Below are 17,468 nucleotides of genomic sequence, written 5' to 3'. Positions count from 1 at the left end.
CCAGCGATACAAGGGTCATGTATACACAACTCGGCTATTTGTTCACCACAGGCGGCAATTGCTGGGCAAAGGGCCGTTGCGTGTATACACTGATGATGTTCCATCCCGACACAGCCGCCACCGAAGGAGGCAGGATGCGCGCCAGCGACAAGGCCTACGCGGCCCTGCGCGACGACATCATCGAATGGCGCCTCCTGCCCGGAACCGTGCTCGCGGAGGTGGAACAGTCGGCGCGTCTCGGCATCTCCCGCACCCCGCTGCGGGAGGCCCTGAGCCGGCTCACGGCCGAAGGGCTGACGACGACGGCGGGCGGCCGCGGCGTCGTCGTCACCGACATTTCCCTGGACGACATCGACGAACTGTTCGAACTGCGCGAAACCCTCGAGGGCAGGGCCGCCGCCCTGGCCGCCGAGCGCGGCGACCCCGCAACCTTCGATGCGTTGCGGCGCGAACTGCTCCAGGCCCCGGAACTGATCGGCGGACAGGATCCGGCCCTGCACGACTATTACGGGCTGGTCGGACGGCTGGACGCGGCCATCGACGCCGCCATCTCCAACGCCTACCTCGTCCAGGCCATGCGCAGTCTCCGCGTCCACCTCGTGCGCGTCCGGCGCCTGGCCGCCGACGACGCCGCCCGGCTCACTGCCGCGGCCGCCGAGCACGCTGCCATCGCCGAGGCGATCGCCGCCGGCAACCCGCGCCTGGCCGAGGCCGCCACCACGCTTCACCTGCACCGCAGTCTTTCGCACGTCAAAGCCACCCATACACCTCAGCAAAGGGAGCACCATGGTTAAGGAACACCACGTCCGCGTTTACAAGAGCGAGGAAAACCTGGGCCGCGAGGACCAGCTCGCCTACAAGATCGCCAAGGTCGCCGCGGATCCCGTGGAGGTCACCGATGAGGTCACCGACATGGTGATCAACCGGATCATCGACAACGCCTCGGTGGCGGTTGCCTCGCTGAACCGCGCCCCGATCGTCGCCGCCCGGGCCCAGGCCCTCACCCACGGCCCCAGCACCGGCGGCAAGGGCGCCAAGGTCTTCGGCATCGAGGAACGCGTCTCCCCCGAATGGGCCGCCTGGGCCAACGGCGTCGCGGTCCGTGAACTCGACTACCACGACACCTTCCTGGCCGCGGACTACTCGCACCCGGGTGACAACATCCCCCCGGTCCTGGCCGTCGCCCAGCACGTCGGTTCCAGCGGCCGGGACCTGGTCCGCGGCATCGCCACCGGCTACGAGATCCAGGTCAACCTGGTCAAGGCCATCTGCCTGCACAAGCACATGATCGACCACGTGGCCCATCTCGGCCCGTCCGCGGCCGCCGGCATCGGCACCCTGCTGGGCCTCGACGTCGAGACCATCTTCCAGTCGGTCGGCCAGGCGCTGCACACCACCACCGCCACCCGGCAGTCCCGCAAGGGCGAAATCTCCACCTGGAAGGCGCACGCCCCCGCGTTCGCAGGCAAAATGGCCGTCGAATCCGCGGACCGTGCGATGCGCGGCCAGACCTCGCCCGTACCGATCTACGAGGGCGAAGACGGCGTGATCGCCTGGATGCTGGACGGCCCGGACGCCTCCTACACCGTGCCGCTGCCTGAGGCCGGCGAGGCCAAGCGGGCCATCATGGACACGTACACCAAGGAACACTCGGCCGAATACCAGGCCCAGGCGTGGATCGACCTCGCCCGCAAGCTCAACGGCGAACACCCCGAGGTCACGGACCCGGCCAACGTCGAATCCGTGCTGATCAAGACCAGCCACCACACCCACTACGTGATCGGCTCCGGCGCCAACGACCCGCAGAAGTACGATCCCACGGCCAGCCGCGAGACGCTGGACCACTCGATCCCGTACATTTTCACCGTCGCCCTGCAGGACGGCACCTGGCACCACGTGGACTCCTACGCCCCGGAACGCGCCGCCCGCCCCGACACCGTGGAACTCTGGCACAAGGTCACCACGGTCGAGGACCCGGAATGGACCCGCCGCTACCACTCCCTGGACATCGCCGAGAAGGCCTTCGGCGGCACCGTGGAGATCACGCTCAAGGACGGCACGGTCATCACTGATGACATCGCGGTCGCCGATGCCCACCCGCTGGGCGCCCGGCCGTTCGCCCGGGAGCAGTACGTCAACAAGTTCCGCACCCTCGCCGCGGGCCTGGTGGCCGACGAGGAGATCGAGCGCTTCCTCGCCGCCGCCGCCCGGCTCCCCGAGCTCGCCGCCGGCGAGCTGGACCAGCTGAACATCCAGGCCGCCGACGGCGTGATCGACCTCGCCGGCGCCCCGAAGGGACTCTTCTAATGTTGTATTCGAAAGTCACCCCGGAGCAAAAGCGGATCCGGTTCCGCGAAATCCTCGCCTCCGGCACCATCGCCCAGTTCCCCGGCGCGTTCAACCCGCTCTCGGCGCGGCTGATCGAGGAGAAGGGCTTCGCCGGGGTGTACATTTCCGGCGCCGTCCTCGCCAATGACCTGGGCCTGCCGGACATCGGGCTGACCACCCTCACGGAGGTCGCCACCCGCGCCGGGCAGATCGCCCGGATGACGGACCTGCCGGCAATCGTCGACGCCGACACCGGCTTCGGTGAGCCCATGAACGTGGCCCGGTCGGTCCAGGAACTCGAGAACGCCGGCCTGGCCGGCTGCCACATCGAGGACCAGTTCAACCCCAAGCGCTGCGGCCACCTCGACGGGAAGAACGTCGTGGACCTGGAAACCGCCACCAAGCGGATCCGGGCCGCGGCCGATGCCCGCCGCGACCCGAACTTCCTGATCATGGCCCGGACCGACATCCGCGCCACGGACGGGCTCGAGGCCGCCCAGGAGCGCGCCAAAGCGCTCGTGGAGGCCGGTGCGGACGCGATCTTCCCGGAGGCGATGAAGGACCTGGCCGAATTCCAGGCCATCCGCGACGCTGTCAACGTCCCGATCCTGGCCAACATGACCGAATTCGGCCAGAGTGCCTTGTTCACCGTGGAGGAGCTGGCCGGCGTCGGCGTCAATATGGTCATTTATCCGGTGACGCTGCTCCGTAGTGCCATGGGCGCTGCGGAGCGTACTCTGGAATCGATTAAGGCCGACGGAACCCAGGAGGCACAGGTTGGAAGCATGCTGACCCGTGCGCGTTTGTACGATCTCGTTGATTACGAGGCTTACAACCGTTTCGATACCGGAGTCTTTAATTTCCAGATCCCCGGTAAGTAAGCCCCGCATAGAACCTCCGGCACGTGCCGGTATACAGGCGTTAGGAACAAAGGAGTTTCAGCATGGCTGAACAGGACATTAAAAAGGGCCTCGCCGGCGTCGTGGTGGACTACACCGCAGTCTCCAAGGTCAACCCGGACACGAACTCGCTGCTGTACCGCGGCTACCCCGTCCAGGAACTGGCTGCCAAGTGCAGCTTCGAGGAAGTCGCCTACCTGCTCTGGAACGGCGAGCTGCCCGACGCGGCGCAGCTGGCGGAGTTCACCGCCCGGGAACGCGCCGGGCGCGCCCTGGATCCGGTCGTCAAACAGGTGATTGACGCGCTGCCCACCACCGCGCATCCCATGGATGTCTGCCGGACTGCCACGTCGGTGTTGGGGGCCCGGCACCCCCTCGCCGAGGACGCCTCGCGCGAAGCCAACCTGGCCAAGGCCATCGATCTGTTCGCCGCGATGCCGGCCGTGGTGGCCTACGACCAGCGGCGCCGGCACGGCCAGGACGTGGTGGAACCCCGCGAGGATCTGGGCTACGACGCCAACTTCCTCTGGATGACGTTTGGTGAGGAGGCCGTCCCCGAAGTAGTCGACGCGTTCAATGTCTCCATGATTTTGTACGCCGAGCACTCCTTCAATGCCTCGACCTTCACGGCCCGGGTAATCACCTCCACGCTCTCGGACCTGCACTCAGCCGTGACCGGCGCCATCGGGGCCCTCAAGGGATCGCTGCACGGCGGTGCCAACGAGGCCGTCATGCACACCTTTGACGAGATCGGCATCCGGCCGGAGGAGTCCCTGGAGGACGCCCACGTCCGGGCCAAGGCCTGGATGGAGGACGCCCTGGCCCACAAGAAGAAGGTCATGGGCTTCGGCCACCGCGTCTACAAGCACGGCGACTCCCGGGTGCCCACCATGAAGTCGGCGCTGGACAAGATGATCGCGCACTATGGCCGGCCGGAGCTGCTGGGCCTCTACAACGGGCTCGAGACGGCGATGGACGAGGCGAAGGGGATCAAGCCGAACCTCGACTACCCGACCGGACCCACGTACCACCTCATGGGCTTCGACACCGCCACGTTCACCCCGCTGTTCGTCGCCAGCCGCATCACAGGCTGGACGGCGCACATCATGGAGCAGCTGGATTCGAACTCCCTGATCCGTCCCTTGAGCGAGTACAACGGCGTCGAGGAACGGCACCTGGCGTAGCAGGGCTTCCTGCGGGACGCACGGGACCGGACAGCCGGCACGGGCCGGCCACCTATTCGTAGGTGGCCGGCCCGTGCTGTTTGCCCGCGGACTTCAGCGTCGCGGGATCCGGACCGACGCAACAGTCTCGTTGTCCTCGTTGAGGACCACGACGACGTCGATCGTTTCGCCTGCCAGCGCCGGAGGCAGCCAGTGCCCCGCATCCTGCCACATCCGCTCCAGCGGCAACGCCGCGGAGTCGAACCATTCGGGCGTGATTTCCGGGCTCTCGGCGGGTTCGCCGTGCCACCGCCGGGTGGTGAAGAGCCGGCACGACATGTTCCAGTCAGGCCGGGCCGGAAAGATGAACTCGACAACGCCGGCGTGGGCCAGGTCCTCTTGGAGCACTATGATCCCGGCTTCTTCCCAGACCTCGCGGACCACGGCCTCGGCGTCGCTCTCCCCCGGCTCAACGTGGCCGCCGATTCCCACGATCTTGCCGATGCCAAAGCCGGTCCTTTTCATGCCCAGCAGCACCTCGGTGCCGCTCTCCGCATCACGGAGCGGGAAGCAGAGAGTGACTGGCGTGAGCTTCATGTGCTCAACCCTATAGCTGCCGCAGGCTGCCGGCGCTATCCGGCGGCCGGGCCGTCGCCGACAAGCTGCGGCCTCAGTTCGACCGGTATCCCCTTCTGCGCGAATTCCTTGTCCATGGCCTGCTGCGGCGTGAGGCCCTGGTTGTTCGTGGCTTGGAACTCCCAGTTGTAGACGCTGGACCACTCCTGCCGGACATCGCAGAGGAACCGGCCGTTCTGCAGTCTGGCGAGCTTGAACCAGGCGTTGCCGCCGTCGAGCTGGAGCGCCCGGATCCCGTCACCGGAAATGGAATAGGCGAGCCAGCCGCCGGCGCAGCCCAGCACCGTGTAGTAGCCCTGGTCGGCGCGGGCAATCGGGATGATCGCGCGCTGCTGGTCATTGCGCTGCTGGTCAATGTTGGCAAGGGTGCATGCGACCCCGCCGGTGCTCAAAGCGGCAGGACCCGCTTTCGTGGGAGACGACGGGGCGGCTGGTGAGGCAGCGGACGGGGTTGGGGACGACGGCGATGGGCTGGCGGAGACAGTCGGGGCCGGGATGCCCGTCTGGGCCGGCCCCGGCGCTGGTTGCGGCATCAGATTGCCGCCGACAACCACCGCGCCAACGATGGCTGCAGCGGCCAGTACAGTCGCGGCCGCAGCCCGCACGGCATTCCGTCGTGCCGGAGTGCGCCCTGCCAAAAGAACGACATTCGGATCCGTGGAAAATACGATTGAGCGGGCAGAGTCGCTTCCCGGCTCTGCTCCCGGCGCTCCCACCCGAGGTTTTGCATCCCTCATGAGCTGTTCGATGCGGTCCATGGCTAGTCCTTCCGTTCGGTCATGAGATGTGAGGGGGCAGCTTTCGCAAACGCCCGGCGTGCCCGGTGGAGGCGAACCGCAGCGGCGGATGAGGAACATCCCAGCGTCTGCGCCAGTTCAGCGATGGTCAGCTCGTCCCAGTAGCTGAGCATGAGGACCTCGCGGTCCCGCTCCCTGAGCTGCACCAGCACCTCTGCCACGGCGCCTCGTTCTTCATTGTTTGACTCGGGGATTTGGCTGCGCGCATCGTCTTTCAGCCTTTCGACAAGTTCCTGGCGGCGACGGCGGCCCTTGTACTCATTGCCGACCACATTCCGGGCCGTTGCCAACAGCCAGCCAATGCCGGGCGGTTCCGACAGCTCCTTCTCCCAGGCAATTCTGAAGACGTCCGCGGCCAGTTCCTCGGCGCGGTGCCGGTCACTGATACGGCAGGCAATGTAGCGGTAGACCCGCGCGGAGTGCTGGGTGTGCAGATCAATGAACGCTTGCTCTTTGGCAGCCAACATGGTGGTTCCCCCGGACATCGATGACTTCTTCTTGCTGTGTAAGTGTCCAGTGAACGGCATTTTCTTACACAGGCCCGCAAAAAAGTTTGCCGGCACCGGCGCGGTGCGGGGACCCGGCGGACTGCGCCTTAGCCCAGGGCGCGCGGGTGCGCGGCGGCGTAGATCTCCCGCAGCGTATCGGCCGTCACCTGGGTGTAGACCTGCGTGGTGGTCACCGAGGCGTGCCCCAGCAGCTCCTGCACCACCCGGACGTCGGCGCCGCCCTCCAGCAGGTGGGTGGCGAAGGAGTGCCGCAGCGTGTGTGGCGAAACGTCCTTGGTGATGTGGGCCTTGTCCGCCGCCGCCTTCAAAATGGTCCAGGCGCTTTGCCGGCTGATCCTGCCGCCGCGGGCGTTGAGGAACAGGCCGGGGGTGCCCTTGCCCTTGGCGGCCAGCAGGGGCCGGCCGCGGACGAGGTAGGCGTCAAGGGCTCGTGCCCCGTAGGATCCGAGCGGGACGAGGCGTTCCTTGGACCCCTTGCCGAAGAGCCTGACGATCGCGGGCCCGTCGCCGGCATCGGACCCGCCGGAGGTGTGCAGGGAAATGTCGTCAACGTCCAGGCCCACGGCTTCGCTGATGCGGGCACCGGTGGAATAGAGGAATTCGAGCAGCGCGCGGTCGCGCAGGCCCGTTGCCGTGTCCGTGCCGGCCGCCTCGAGGATCCGGGTGACCTCATCGACGCTGATGGCCTTGGGCAGCCGCTTACCGGGCATGGGCGGGTGGACGTCGCTGGCCGGGTCGCTGGACGTGATGCCTTCGAGGGCCCAGAACTTGTGGAGTCCGCGCACAGCCACCACCGTCCGGGCCGCCGAGCGGATGCCCAGGGCGGAGCCGCCGTCGGACCCGTCGGAGAGCGCCTGAACGAATCCGGTGACGTCGTGCCGGGTGATCTCCGCGGGGCGTTCCCGGCCCGCGTGGGCCAGATGCCTGGCGTAGCGGGCCAGGTCCCGCCGGTAGGCGGAGAGGGTGTTGGCCGCGAGGCCCCGCTCCACGCCCATGTGCTGCAGGTAGTCAGTGATTGCGCGGTCGATCGCCGTCAACGCCCTGGCGGGCGGGCGCTCGGGAGCGGCTGCCTGCGCCGGGGCCGGCGGTTCGGCGATCAGCGGCTCCACTAGCGCTGGCTGGGATGGGCGGGCCAGGGCGCGTCGGCCGGGCGGAGGCTTTCGAAATTGCCCGCGCGGGCGGCGGCAGCGGCCAGGACGCCGACGACGGCGGACGGGTTGTGGAGACGGCCGTCAAGGACCGCCTGCACGGCCTCGTCCAGCGGGGTCCAGCGCAGTTCGATTTCGGCTTCCTCGTCCGTGCGGACGTGCCGCTCATGTCCCGGCACCTCACTGAGGCCGCGGGCCAGGTAGATGCGGATGGCCTCGCTGGAGGAGCCCGGGGAGTTGAAGAAGTCCGCCAGCACGTTCCAGCGGTCCGCGACGAGGTCCGCTTCCTCGGCCAGTTCGCGGGCGGCCCCGACGACGAAGTCCTCCCCTTCGACGTCAAGCAGCCCGGCGGGGATCTCCCAGAGGTCCATGCCGACGGGGTGCCGGTACTGCCGGAGCAGCAGCACGTCGCCGTCGTCGTTCATCGGGAGAACCGCCACCGCGCCTGGATGGTCGATGTAGTCCCGGACCAGGGTGTCGCCGTCGTCGTTGAGCTGGAAACTGTCGCTGACGACGTCCCAGATCCTGCCCTCGTACACCTTTCGGGACGACAAAAGACGGCGCGGGCTCGGTTCATCCGAAACCTGCCGTGCAGCATTGGGGGTCTCAGACATACCGGGCATCGCGCCGTCCTTTGATTCAGTTGGAAATTACTTGGACACTGCTGCCGACGAGGGCTTGGGCGCAGGTGCCGGGGCATCGGCCTTTGCACTCGGGCTGCTGTTTGCAGCGTTCGCGGCGTCCCCGGCCCGCTGGTGGCCAAGGGCAGCCTCAATCAGGCCCGCGAACAGCGGGTGCGGCCGCGTGGGCCGCGAGCTGAGCTCGGGGTGCGCCTGCGTGGCCACGTAGTACGGGTGGACGTCGCGGGGAAGTTCCACGAACTCGACCAGTTTGCCGTCGGGCGACGTTCCGGAGAACGACAGGCCCTTGGCGGCGATCTGATCGCGGTACTTGTTGTTGACCTCGTAGCGGTGCCGGTGCCGTTCGCTGACCTTCGTGGCGCCGTAGGTCTCGGCGACGACGGAGCCTTCGTCGAGCTTGGCCTCGTAGAGGCCCAGGCGCATGGTGCCGCCGAGGTCGCCCTTGCCGTCAACGATGTCCAGCTGCTCTTCCATCGTGGCGATGACGGGGTACTTGGAGTCCGGCTCGAACTCGGACGAGGACGCTCCCTCGAGGCCGACCACGTTGCGGGCGTACTCGATCACCATGCACTGCAGGCCCAGGCACAGGCCCAGGACCGGAAGCTTGGTTTCGCGGGCGTACTTCAGGGCGCCGAGTTTGCCTTCCAGGCCGCGGATGCCGAAGCCGCCGGGAACGCAGATGGCGTCGACGCCGGCCAGGGACTGCACTGCGCCCTCACGGGTTTCGCATTCGTCCGAGGGGACCCAGCGGATCTTGACCTTGGTGTCGTTGGCGAAGCCGCCGGCGCGCAGGGCCTCCGTGACGGACAGGTAGGCGTCCGGCAGGTCGATGTACTTGCCCACGAGCGCGATCTCAACTTCGTGCTTCGGGTTGTGGACGGCGTCGAGCAGCTTGTCCCAGCTGGTCCAGTCCACATCCTTGAACGGCAGGTCCAGGGCGCGGACGATGTAGGAATCCAGACCCTGGGAGTGCAGGGTCTTCGGGATGTCGTAGATGCTCGGTGCGTCCGGGCAGCCGATCACGGCGTCGATGTCGACGTCGCACATGCGGCCGATCTTGTCGCGCATCGGCTGCGGGACTTCGCGGTCCGACCGGATCACGATTGCCTCGGGCTGGATGCCGATGGAGCGCAGCGCGGCAACGGAGTGCTGCGTCGGCTTGGTCTTCAACTCCTGCGACGGGCCGATGTACGGCACGAGGGACACGTGGAGGAAGAACACATTTCCGCGGCCGATGTCCTGGCGGACCTGGCGGGCGGATTCGAGGAACGGCTGGGACTCGATGTCGCCCACCGTGCCGCCGATTTCGGTGATGATGACGTCGGGGGCGTTCTTGCCCTCGGCGGGAAGCCGCATGCGCCGCTTGATCTCATCGGTGATGTGCGGGATGACCTGGACGGTGTCGCCGAGGTATTCGCCGCGGCGTTCCTTCGCGATGACGGTCGAGTAGACCTGGCCGGTTGTGACGTTGGCCGATCCTTCGAGGTTTTCATCGAGGAAGCGCTCATAGTGGCCGATGTCCAGGTCCGTCTCGGCGCCGTCGTCAGTGACGAAGACTTCGCCGTGCTGGAAGGGGTTCATCGTGCCCGGATCCACATTCAAATAGGGATCGAGCTTTTGCATTGTTACAGACAGACCGCGTGCCCGCAGGAGGTGGCCGAGGCTCGAAGCCGTCAGTCCCTTACCGAGCGAGGACGCTACACCACCGGTGACGAAGATGTGTTTGGTCGTCTTGGACGAGCCCGGAAACCGGGAATTTACACGAGAGTTTGATCGCTGCACCACGGGGTTTGAGCTTATCATCAATTCGGCCTTCCACGGGTTCCTTGGCGGGATCCCGATGTGATTGTTGTCCTAGCAGCGGTCCTTGCGGGAGTCCCTGCGGACGTCCTTTCGGGCCCGCCTAGCTTTGCGGGAGGAGTTTGGCGTCGTCCAGCAGCTCCTGGGCGTGGGCCTGGGCTGATTCGGAGTCCTCTTGGCCGGCCAGCATGCGGGCCAGTTCGCGGACGCGCTCGGCCTCGTCCAGCAGCTGCACGTCGCTGGAGGTGAAGCCGGTGGCGGTAGCCCCGTCAGCGCCCCGCACGGAAGTCTTGGTGACCCTGATGTGCTGGTTCGCGAAAGCGGCCACCTGCGGCAGGTGGGTCACCACGAGGACCTGGACGTGCTGGGCCAGCATCGCCAGCCGGCGCCCGATCTCGACGGCGGCACGGCCGCCGACGCCGGCGTCGACCTCGTCGAAGACAAACGTCGGGACGGGATCGACGGCGGCAAGCACCACCTCAATGGCGAGCATGACGCGGGAGAGTTCACCGCCCGAGGCGCCTTTGCCCAGCGGCCGGGCCGGCGCGCCGGAGTGCGGCTGAAGCAGGAAGGAGATCTCGTCGGCCCCGAACGGTCCCAGCTGGCCTGCGGGCTCCACATTGATGACCAGGGTGGCATCGGCCATGGCCAGCGCCGTGAGCTCAGCGCTGACCCGCGCGGAGAGGTCCTTGGCGGCCTTGGTGCGGGCCTTGCTGATCCCGGCGGCCTTCTTCCGGAGCTCGGTTTCGGCCCGTGCGACTTCGGCGTCCAGCGCTTCGATCCTGGTGGAGTCGTCCTGGAGTTCCTCGTGCCGGGCCCGGGCCTCCTCCGCCCAGACCAGCACCTCGTCGATGCTCGGCGCGTACTTGCGGACCAGCTTGGCCAGCGCGGCCCGTCGGTCCTCGATTTCGGCGAGCCGTTCCGGGCCCTCCGTGTCAAGGGCGGCCTGGTAACTGGCGAGTTCAGCGGCGATGTCGTTGAGCAGGAAACCGACCTCGGCCAGGCGCGCCGCGGCAGAGCCCAGCTCCCCGTCGTGTTCGGCCACGTGCTCCAGGGTGCGTTTGGCAGCGTCCACGAGGGTGGTGGCGTCGGCTTCTTCACCGAAGTCCTCGGCGATGAGGGCCTGGTGGGCGGTGCTGGCCGCGATCCGCAGTTCCTCTACGTTGGCCAGTTTCACGGCCTCGGCCTTGAGGGCCTCGTCCTCCCCCGGCTGCGGGTCCACGGCGTCGATCTCGGCCAGGGCAACGTGCAGCGACTCGGCCTCGCGGAGGCGTTCACGCGCGGCACTGCGCAAGGAGTCCAGCTCGCCCTGGCTGGCATGCCAGTGCGCGTAGAGGTCCTGATAGGCGGTCAGCGCGCCCGCAAGGCTCTCGCCAGCGAATTTGTCCAGGGCGCCGCGTTGCGCCACCGGGCTCTTGAGCCGGATCTGGTCCGACTGTCCGTGCACCACCACGAGGGTTTCGCCGATTTCGGCCAGCACCCCCACCGGCGCGGCGCGTCCGCCCAGATAGGCCCGGCTGCGGCCGTCAGCTCCGACGCTGCGGGCCAGCAGCAGTTCCACACCGCCGTCGAACTCCTCCACCTCGGCCCCGGCTTCCCTGCACCGCTCGACGGCAGCGTGGCCGGCGTCGAGCTTCAGCACAGCCTCCGCCGAGGCGCTCTTCGCGCCGCTGCGGACGGCGCCGGCGTCGGACCTGGCACCGAGGAGCAGCCCGACGGCGGTCACCACCATGGTCTTGCCGGCACCGGTTTCACCGGTCACCACGCTGAGGCCCGGGCCCAGCGGCAGGGTGGCGTCGGTGATGACGCCGAGGTCGCGGATACGCAGTTCTTCAAGCATGGTTCACTTCTCGGTTGTGGGATCTGGCGAGGGATCGGGCGCGTCACCGGGTTCGGCGTGGCGCGGCGAGGGAAGCGGCGGCATGGGACGGGGCGTGCGGATGATCGGGAGGGGGCCGGTGTGGATGGCCCGGGTTTGGGGCACGGGCCCGCGCCAGCCCTGGATGGGGAGCTGGAATTTGCGCACGAGCCTGCCGGAGAAGGGGGTCTGGTGCGTCCTGGCCAGACGCACGGGCGTTGCGGAGCGGGTCACTTCGACGCGCGCGCCGGGCGGCAGGTCCACCGAGCGGCGGCCGTCGCACCAGAGGACGCCCTGGGCGTCGGTGCGGTTCAGGATCTCGACGGCGAGCCGGGACCGCGGCGAAACCACGAGCGGCTTCGCGAAGAGGGCATGGGCGCTGATCGGCACGATCAGGAGGGCCTCGACCTCGGGCCACACCACGGGACCGCCGGCGGAAAACGCGTAGGCCGTGGAGCCTGTGGGCGTGGCCAGGACCACGCCGTCGCAGCCGAATGAGGTCAGGGGGCGTTCGTCGACTTCGGTGACCACCTCCAGCATCCGTTCCCGGTTGCCTTTTTCGATCGCGGCCTCATTCAGGGCCCAGGTGTGCCAGATCTTCTGGCCGCGGACCCAGACCTGGACGTCGATCGTCATGCGCTCTTCCACCGTGTAGTCACGGCTGGCGATCCACTCGACGGTCTGGGCGAGGTCGGCCCGTTCGCTCTCGGCCAGGAACCCCACGTGGCCAAGGTTCACCCCAAGCAGCGGCACATCGACTTCGCGGACCAGTTCGGCAGCCCGGAGGATGGTGCCGTCTCCGCCGAGGACCATGACAAGTTCCACGTCGGGCAGCTTCACGTGGTCGTGAAGGACCTCGACCGGGTGGTCGAGCCGGCCGAAGAAGCGGACCATGTCCCCGAGCTCGTTCTCCTGCAGCACGGGGACCAGCCCGGATTCGTGCAGCAGCGCACACGCTTCCCAGGCAGCCTTGAGGGACTCCTCGCGCCCTGTGTGGGCCAGGATCAGGACACGCCTGCTCATCAGGTTCCGCCTTCTGGTGGTACTAGTGGTTCGGCCAGATTGTTCCGAGCAACGCAGCAACAGCTGCGTCCCGCTCCTCGATCTTAGGCGGGACTTCCGACATCGCGCGTTTTATCCACAGGAAGTATTCGACATTGCCGTCCTGGCCCGGCAGCGGGCTCTGGGCGAGGCCTGACAAGACCAGGCCCGCGTCCACGGCGGCGGCAGCCACCTTGCCCACGGCGAGCCGGCGTTCGCGTTCCGAGGTGACCACGCCGGTCCGGCCCAGCCGGTCCTTGCCGATCTCGAACTGTGGCTTGACCATGAGGACGAGGTCGCCGCCGGGCAGGGTGCAGGCCGCGAGTGGCGCCACCACAAGCGTCAGCGAGATGAAGGACAGGTCAGCCACCGTCAGGGCGGCCGGTCCGCCTATTTCCGCGGCCGCCATGTAGCGGACGTTGAGGCCTTCGTGCACGGAAACCCTGGAGTCATTCCGGATTTCCGGCACCAGCTGGCCGTGCCCCACGTCGACGGCCACCACGTGGGCCGCACCGCGCCGAAGCAGCACATCGGTGAACCCGCCGGTGGAGGCGCCGGCGTCGAGGCACCGTTTGCCTGCGACGTCGACGGCGGGAAAGGCATCCAGCGCGCCGGCCAGCTTGTGCCCGGCGCGGCTGACGTAGCCGTCCTCGGCCGAGGCCGTGACGTCCAGCGCGGCGTCCTCCGGGACCTGCAGGGACGCCTTGGCGAGGACCTCGCCCCCGGAGCTCACCTTGCCCTCGGCAATGAGCCGGGCGGCATGGGTCCGGGACCTGGCGAGCCCCCGGCTGACGAGTGCCTGGTCAAGCCGGCTCACGATCCCCCGTTCCCCGCGGCATGGATACGGCGCGCCACGCCGGCGTGGCCGGCGACGTCTTCGTTCAGGGCCTCCAGCAGGGCATCATGCATGCCCGCATAGACTTCGCCGTGCCCGGACACAGGCATTTGCCGCACGGCCCCGAGGCGGTCCAGGACAGCCTTGACGGCCGGATCAAGGTCTGCTGCCGCGTGCTCTGGTGCGGCGTGCCCGGACAGCTCCGCCGGGAGCTGCTGCGACGGCAGCTCGGGCCAAGCGACATCGGCCGCAGGGGTCGGCGCCTCAGCCGGCCGTTCGTCTGGGGCCTGGTCCAGTCCCTGGTGTAGCTCGCTCATGTGTCCAGCCTAGTGATCGGACCACTCGAGGACCGGAGCCAGTGCGCTGGTCGTCTCGGGGTTTGCGGCCCACCAGGCCGAACAGGCGGCACGCCACGAATCGAGGTCGGCGGGGTCGCCGCTGATGTGGACCGACTGCCCCCGCACGACCGCCGAGGCCGTGCCGCTGCGGAACCGCCCGGCGTCGTGCTCTACGGCAGGGTATGGCGCGTACAGGCCGGTCAGATCATTGATGAGGAAATCGGGGCGTTCCACAGATCGTGCCGCGAGGATCGATTCCCTCGTGTCCACTCCGGTCAGCACGGCGACGGTGGCGAAACCGGCGTTGTTGCCGCCCAGGATGTCGGTGTCCAGGCGGTCGCCGACGACCAACGGCCGGTCCGCCGCCAGCCGCTTGGCGGCAGTGTGGAACAGTGGGGCTTCGGGTTTGCCGGCCACGATCGGACTCTTGCCGGTCGCGGCTGCCACGGCGGCCACGAGGGTCCCGTTACCGGGGGCAATTCCACGCGCCTGGGGAATGGACCAGTCCGTGTTGGTGGCCACCCACAGGGCGCCGCCGGCGACGACGTACGATGCCTCGGCGAGGTCCTTCCAGCCAAGTTCCGGACTAAAGCCCTGAACGACGGCGACGGGGGCATCCTCCGCGCCGCGGACGGGAACCAGGCCAACCAGTTCAATTTCCCGGGCAAGTGCGGCACTGCCCGTGATCAGCACGTGTGCCCCGGCCGGCAGCATCGACGCCAGCAGCGCTGCCGCTGCCTGCGAGGAACTCACCACCTGGTGGTCCTCGGCGGGGGCGCCGAGATCGCGCAGGTGTTGGGCCACCTGTGCCGGGGAACGGGATGCGTTGTTGGTGACGTAGCCCAGCCCGACGCCCACCCCGGCCAGCCGGCGCAGCGACTCGACGGCCCCGGGAATGGCGTTGGGGCCGGCATAGACAACGCCGTCAAGATCGGAGAGCAGGGCATCAAAGGTGGCGATCAGGGCGGTTCCCGTCATGCGATTAGTCCTCCACACTTTCGTGCTGCGCCGGCTCTGAGTCAGCGGAGAGTTCCTCGTCCGCGTCATCGTTCAGTTCCAGGTCGGCCTCGTCGATCGCTTCGCCGTCGGCTTCGTCATCGGCTTCGTCATCAGCTTCGTCGAGCACGTCGGATTCCACTGAATCCACGTCTGACTCGGCGTCGTCAGACTCGAAGTAGTCGGCTTCTGCGTCGTCGGCTCCGTCGTCGCTGGCGAGCTCATCGCCCGCGTTCAAGCCGGCCACTCCGGCTGCGGCGCCGGTGGCTTCTGCCGCGGCAGCGGCACCTGCGGCACGCGGTGCGCGCTCTTCGGTTCCGGCGTGCGTGTCGGCATGCTCCTGCGCCCGGAGGCGGCGCTGCCGTTCCTCCTCGCGGGCTTCTTCTTCCTCGTCCCAGCCGAGATCGATGATGTCGGGTTCCTCGTCAGCCCCGAGGCCCAGCGCGTTTTCGGCCACGGTGGCCTGGCGTTGCCATTTGGCGGCTTCGGCAGCGCGGCCGGCTGCCGTCAGCGCGTCAGCATAGGCACGGAACAGCCGGGGGCTGTAGGAAAAGGCGCGGTTGATGTCCAGCTGCGGGATTTCCAGTTCGGAAACCGCGGCGTCGAGCTGCCCGAGGTCGGTGCGGGCCCCGGCTGCAACGATGGCCAGTTCCACCTTGCCGGGGGCGTCGAGATCCTTGGCTTCGTCGGACCGGGCCATGTCCAGTGCACGGTCCGGGCGGCCAAGGCCGCGTTCGCAGTCGGCCATGACGGGCAGGTGCATGTTGGAGCCACTGATCCGGCGGTACGTCCGGAATTCCCGGAGGGCTTCACCATAGTGGCCGGCTGCGTAGGCCGTCAGGCCGACAGCTTCGCGGACGGACGCGAGGCGTCCGCCACGGCGGCTGGCTGCCAGGGCATGCTGGAAGGCAAGCTCAGGTTCTTCGTCCAGGAGCCTCCCGGCCATGACGAGGTGGCGGGCCACCCATTCGGCGCTGGTGCCTTCGAGGGTCTTGATCTGGTGCTGCGTGGCGCGGTCAAGCTCCTTGCCCGTGACGTCCTCGTCGATCTGGGGTGAACGCTCCCGGTCCGGGCGGTTGGCGCTGCGGAGGTCGCGGGCATTGGGCACGCGAACCGGACGGTCCTCGGGGCGGTCGCGTCCGTACTGGCGCGGGCCTGAGTCGCCACGGTCGAAGCCCCGTGCGGGACGATCCTCGCGGGTGCCGAAGGGCTTGCGGTTCTCGCCGCTGCCGTACGGCTTRCGGTCACCATAGGACGGGCGGCTGTCGCCACCAAAGCTGCGCTGATCCCCGCCGTCACGCGGGGCACGGTCACCGTACGGCTTACGGTCACGATCGCCACCACCGCTGTACGGCTTACGGTCACCATAGGACGGGCGGCTGTCGCCACCAAAGCTGCGCTGTCCCCCACCTTCACGGGGAGCACGATCACCGTACGGCTTACGGTCACGATCGCCACCACCGCTGTACGGCTTACGGTCACCATAGGACGGGCGGCTGTCGCCACCAAAGCTGCGCTGTCCCCCACCTTCACGCGGAGCACGATCACCATAAGGCTTACGGTCGCCGCCGCCGAAGCTGCGCTGTTCCCCGCCCTCACGCGGAGCACGATCACCATAAGGCTTACGCTCACCACCGCCGCTGTACGGCTTGCGGTCACCATAGGACGGACGGCTGTCGCCGCCAAAGCTGCGCTGAYCCCCGCCCTCACGMGGAGCACGATCACCATAAGGCTTACGCTCACCGCCGCCGCTGTACGGCTTACGCTCGCTGTTTCCGAAGCCGCGCTGATCCCCGCCCTCACGAGGAGCACGATCACCATAAGGCTTACGCTCACGGTCTTCCCTGGAACGGAATCCGCGGGGATCGCCGCCAGAGTTGCTGGTGCCGCGGAACGGGGCTCCACCGGAACTGCGTCCGCCCGAGTTGCCGTGGGCCTTGCCGCCGCGGTTGCCATCATTGTGCTCAGCCATGCTGGAATCCTCCTGTTGTGAGCTGACCACTGGCGCAATCGCAGCCGCTCTGTTCCGTGTTTCGTTTCCTACGCAACCCGAAATCAAGCGCTTCGAAGTCCGTACATCTCCCCCAATTCTAGGCGAGCAACCCGCTACCGGCTAACGGCAACAGGTCGACGGAGGCCCGCGGTGGGAAGTCTCACAACCTCCTGCGGCACTTCTGTCGGCGGCCGCCGGCTGCCGGGCAGTTGGGTGGTCGACGGCGGCTGTGACGCTCCCCCACCTCGGGCGGGAAGTCCGGTGACGCTCCCTCACGTTTGGCGGGGTGTGGCGGGATGCTCCCGCAGGTATTGCGGGGGCCCGGCCCTGCCTGAGAAGGGGGGTTAAATGCGGGAGGACCCCCACCTGGTGGTGGGGGTCCTCGACCGTTAATGGTGTTCCGGCGGTGACCTACTCTCCCACACCCTCCCGGGTGCAGTACCATCGGCGCTGTGGGTCTTAGCTTCCGGGTTCGGGATGGGACCG

The 17,468-nt window shown here is 67.9% G+C and carries 16 protein-coding genes and 1 rRNA gene; 4 read left to right on the top strand and 13 right to left on the bottom strand.

The genetic code is table 11. The features are described from left to right. Positions 1-134: 134 nt before the first annotated feature. The 4 genes from AC1DDH_RS15685 to AC1DDH_RS15670 all read left to right on the top strand — a co-directional run bounded on the left by AC1DDH_RS15685 (position 135) and on the right by AC1DDH_RS15670 (position 4,411). On the top strand, positions 135-794 hold the full coding sequence (locus AC1DDH_RS15685; protein WP_028277407.1) for a GntR family transcriptional regulator: 660 nt from the start codon (positions 135-137) through the stop codon (positions 792-794). Beyond that, a complete protein-coding gene (locus AC1DDH_RS15680) occupies positions 787-2,307 on the top strand; it encodes an MmgE/PrpD family protein (protein ID WP_476955778.1) in 1,521 nt (506 codons plus the stop codon). Before AC1DDH_RS15685 ends, AC1DDH_RS15680 begins: the two co-directional genes overlap by 8 nt. Beyond that, complete coding sequence (prpB, locus tag AC1DDH_RS15675; RefSeq protein ID WP_230007909.1) at positions 2,307-3,209, top strand: methylisocitrate lyase; 903 nt, start codon at positions 2,307-2,309, stop codon at positions 3,207-3,209. Before AC1DDH_RS15680 ends, prpB begins: the two co-directional genes overlap by 1 nt. Positions 3,210-3,271: 62 nt before the next feature. After that, the gene (locus tag AC1DDH_RS15670; protein ID WP_476932324.1) at positions 3,272-4,411 is read left to right on the top strand and encodes a bifunctional 2-methylcitrate synthase/citrate synthase; all 1,140 of its coding nucleotides are present in this window, start codon (positions 3,272-3,274) and stop codon (positions 4,409-4,411) included. A 93-nt stretch (positions 4,412-4,504) separates the two neighbouring features. Here AC1DDH_RS15670 and AC1DDH_RS15665 read toward each other — a convergent pair whose 3' ends face one another. The 13 genes from AC1DDH_RS15665 to rrf all read right to left on the bottom strand — a co-directional run. Beyond that, positions 4,505-4,987, bottom strand: coding sequence for an 8-oxo-dGTP diphosphatase (locus AC1DDH_RS15665; RefSeq protein WP_028277411.1), 483 nt, complete (start codon positions 4,985-4,987; stop codon positions 4,505-4,507). Positions 4,988-5,022: 35 nt separating this feature from the next. Continuing rightward, complete coding sequence (locus AC1DDH_RS15660; RefSeq protein ID WP_476955777.1) at positions 5,023-5,418, bottom strand: hypothetical protein; 396 nt, start codon at positions 5,416-5,418, stop codon at positions 5,023-5,025. Between the two features lie 368 nt (positions 5,419-5,786). After that, a complete protein-coding gene (locus AC1DDH_RS15655) occupies positions 5,787-6,386 on the bottom strand; it encodes an RNA polymerase sigma factor (protein ID WP_476888304.1) in 600 nt (199 codons plus the stop codon). A 32-nt stretch (positions 6,387-6,418) separates the two neighbouring features. Next, positions 6,419-7,429, bottom strand: coding sequence for a site-specific tyrosine recombinase XerD (gene xerD / locus AC1DDH_RS15650; protein WP_476955819.1), 1,011 nt, complete (start codon positions 7,427-7,429; stop codon positions 6,419-6,421). Between the two features lie 11 nt (positions 7,430-7,440). Further along, positions 7,441-8,103, bottom strand: coding sequence for an NUDIX domain-containing protein (locus tag AC1DDH_RS15645; RefSeq protein WP_476850379.1), 663 nt, complete (start codon positions 8,101-8,103; stop codon positions 7,441-7,443). 27 nt (positions 8,104-8,130) lie between these two features. After that, positions 8,131-9,924, bottom strand: coding sequence for a CTP synthase (locus AC1DDH_RS15640; RefSeq protein ID WP_476955776.1), 1,794 nt, complete (start codon positions 9,922-9,924; stop codon positions 8,131-8,133). A gap of 100 nt (positions 9,925-10,024) precedes the next feature. Next, positions 10,025-11,761: a DNA repair protein RecN gene (gene recN, locus AC1DDH_RS15635; RefSeq protein ID WP_476955775.1), complete on the bottom strand. Its 1,737-nt coding sequence runs from the start codon at positions 11,759-11,761 to the stop codon at positions 10,025-10,027. Positions 11,762-11,764: 3 nt separating this feature from the next. Further along, entirely contained in the window at positions 11,765-12,802 is a 1,038-nt protein-coding gene (locus AC1DDH_RS15630; protein WP_476857871.1) for an NAD kinase, read from the bottom strand. 22 nt (positions 12,803-12,824) lie between these two features. Next, the gene (locus tag AC1DDH_RS15625; protein WP_459384348.1) at positions 12,825-13,637 is read right to left on the bottom strand and encodes a TlyA family RNA methyltransferase; all 813 of its coding nucleotides are present in this window, start codon (positions 13,635-13,637) and stop codon (positions 12,825-12,827) included. Further along, entirely contained in the window at positions 13,634-13,972 is a 339-nt protein-coding gene (locus tag AC1DDH_RS15620; protein WP_476955774.1) for a hypothetical protein, read from the bottom strand. The genes AC1DDH_RS15625 and AC1DDH_RS15620 overlap by 4 nt, the downstream gene beginning before the upstream one ends. Positions 13,973-13,981: 9 nt before the next feature. After that, positions 13,982-14,971, bottom strand: a complete 990-nt coding sequence (locus AC1DDH_RS15615) for an HAD-IIA family hydrolase (RefSeq protein ID WP_476850374.1) — start codon at positions 14,969-14,971, stop codon at positions 13,982-13,984. A gap of 4 nt (positions 14,972-14,975) precedes the next feature. Beyond that, a complete protein-coding gene (locus tag AC1DDH_RS15610) occupies positions 14,976-16,097 on the bottom strand; it encodes a hypothetical protein (protein ID WP_476955773.1) in 1,122 nt (373 codons plus the stop codon). Between the two features lie 1,283 nt (positions 16,098-17,380). Next, positions 17,381-17,468 (bottom strand): 5S ribosomal RNA (gene rrf, locus AC1DDH_RS15605); the annotation flags it as partial.

The organism is Arthrobacter sp. 10T425, from assembly GCF_056393985.1.
The sequence above is the reverse complement of the archived record's forward strand: the minus strand, read 5'-3'. Positions and strand labels throughout refer to the sequence as shown.

Coding starts and splice junctions, on each gene's coding strand:
- AC1DDH_RS15685 (WP_028277407.1), top strand. CDS start 135: ATGCGCGCCAGCGACAAGGCCTACGCGGCCCTGCGCGACGACATCATC.
- AC1DDH_RS15680 (WP_476955778.1), top strand. CDS start 787: ATGGTTAAGGAACACCACGTCCGCGTTTACAAGAGCGAGGAAAACCTG.
- prpB (WP_230007909.1), top strand. CDS start 2,307: ATGTTGTATTCGAAAGTCACCCCGGAGCAAAAGCGGATCCGGTTCCGC.
- AC1DDH_RS15670 (WP_476932324.1), top strand. CDS start 3,272: ATGGCTGAACAGGACATTAAAAAGGGCCTCGCCGGCGTCGTGGTGGAC.
- AC1DDH_RS15665 (WP_028277411.1), bottom strand. CDS start 4,987: ATGAAGCTCACGCCAGTCACTCTCTGCTTCCCGCTCCGTGATGCGGAG.
- AC1DDH_RS15645 (WP_476850379.1), bottom strand. CDS start 8,103: ATGCCCGGTATGTCTGAGACCCCCAATGCTGCACGGCAGGTTTCGGAT.
- AC1DDH_RS15640 (WP_476955776.1), bottom strand. CDS start 9,924: ATGATAAGCTCAAACCCCGTGGTGCAGCGATCAAACTCTCGTGTAAAT.
- recN (WP_476955775.1), bottom strand. CDS start 11,761: ATGCTTGAAGAACTGCGTATCCGCGACCTCGGCGTCATCACCGACGCC.
- AC1DDH_RS15630 (WP_476857871.1), bottom strand. CDS start 12,802: ATGAGCAGGCGTGTCCTGATCCTGGCCCACACAGGGCGCGAGGAGTCC.
- AC1DDH_RS15620 (WP_476955774.1), bottom strand. CDS start 13,972: ATGAGCGAGCTACACCAGGGACTGGACCAGGCCCCAGACGAACGGCCG.
- AC1DDH_RS15615 (WP_476850374.1), bottom strand. CDS start 14,971: ATGACGGGAACCGCCCTGATCGCCACCTTTGATGCCCTGCTCTCCGAT.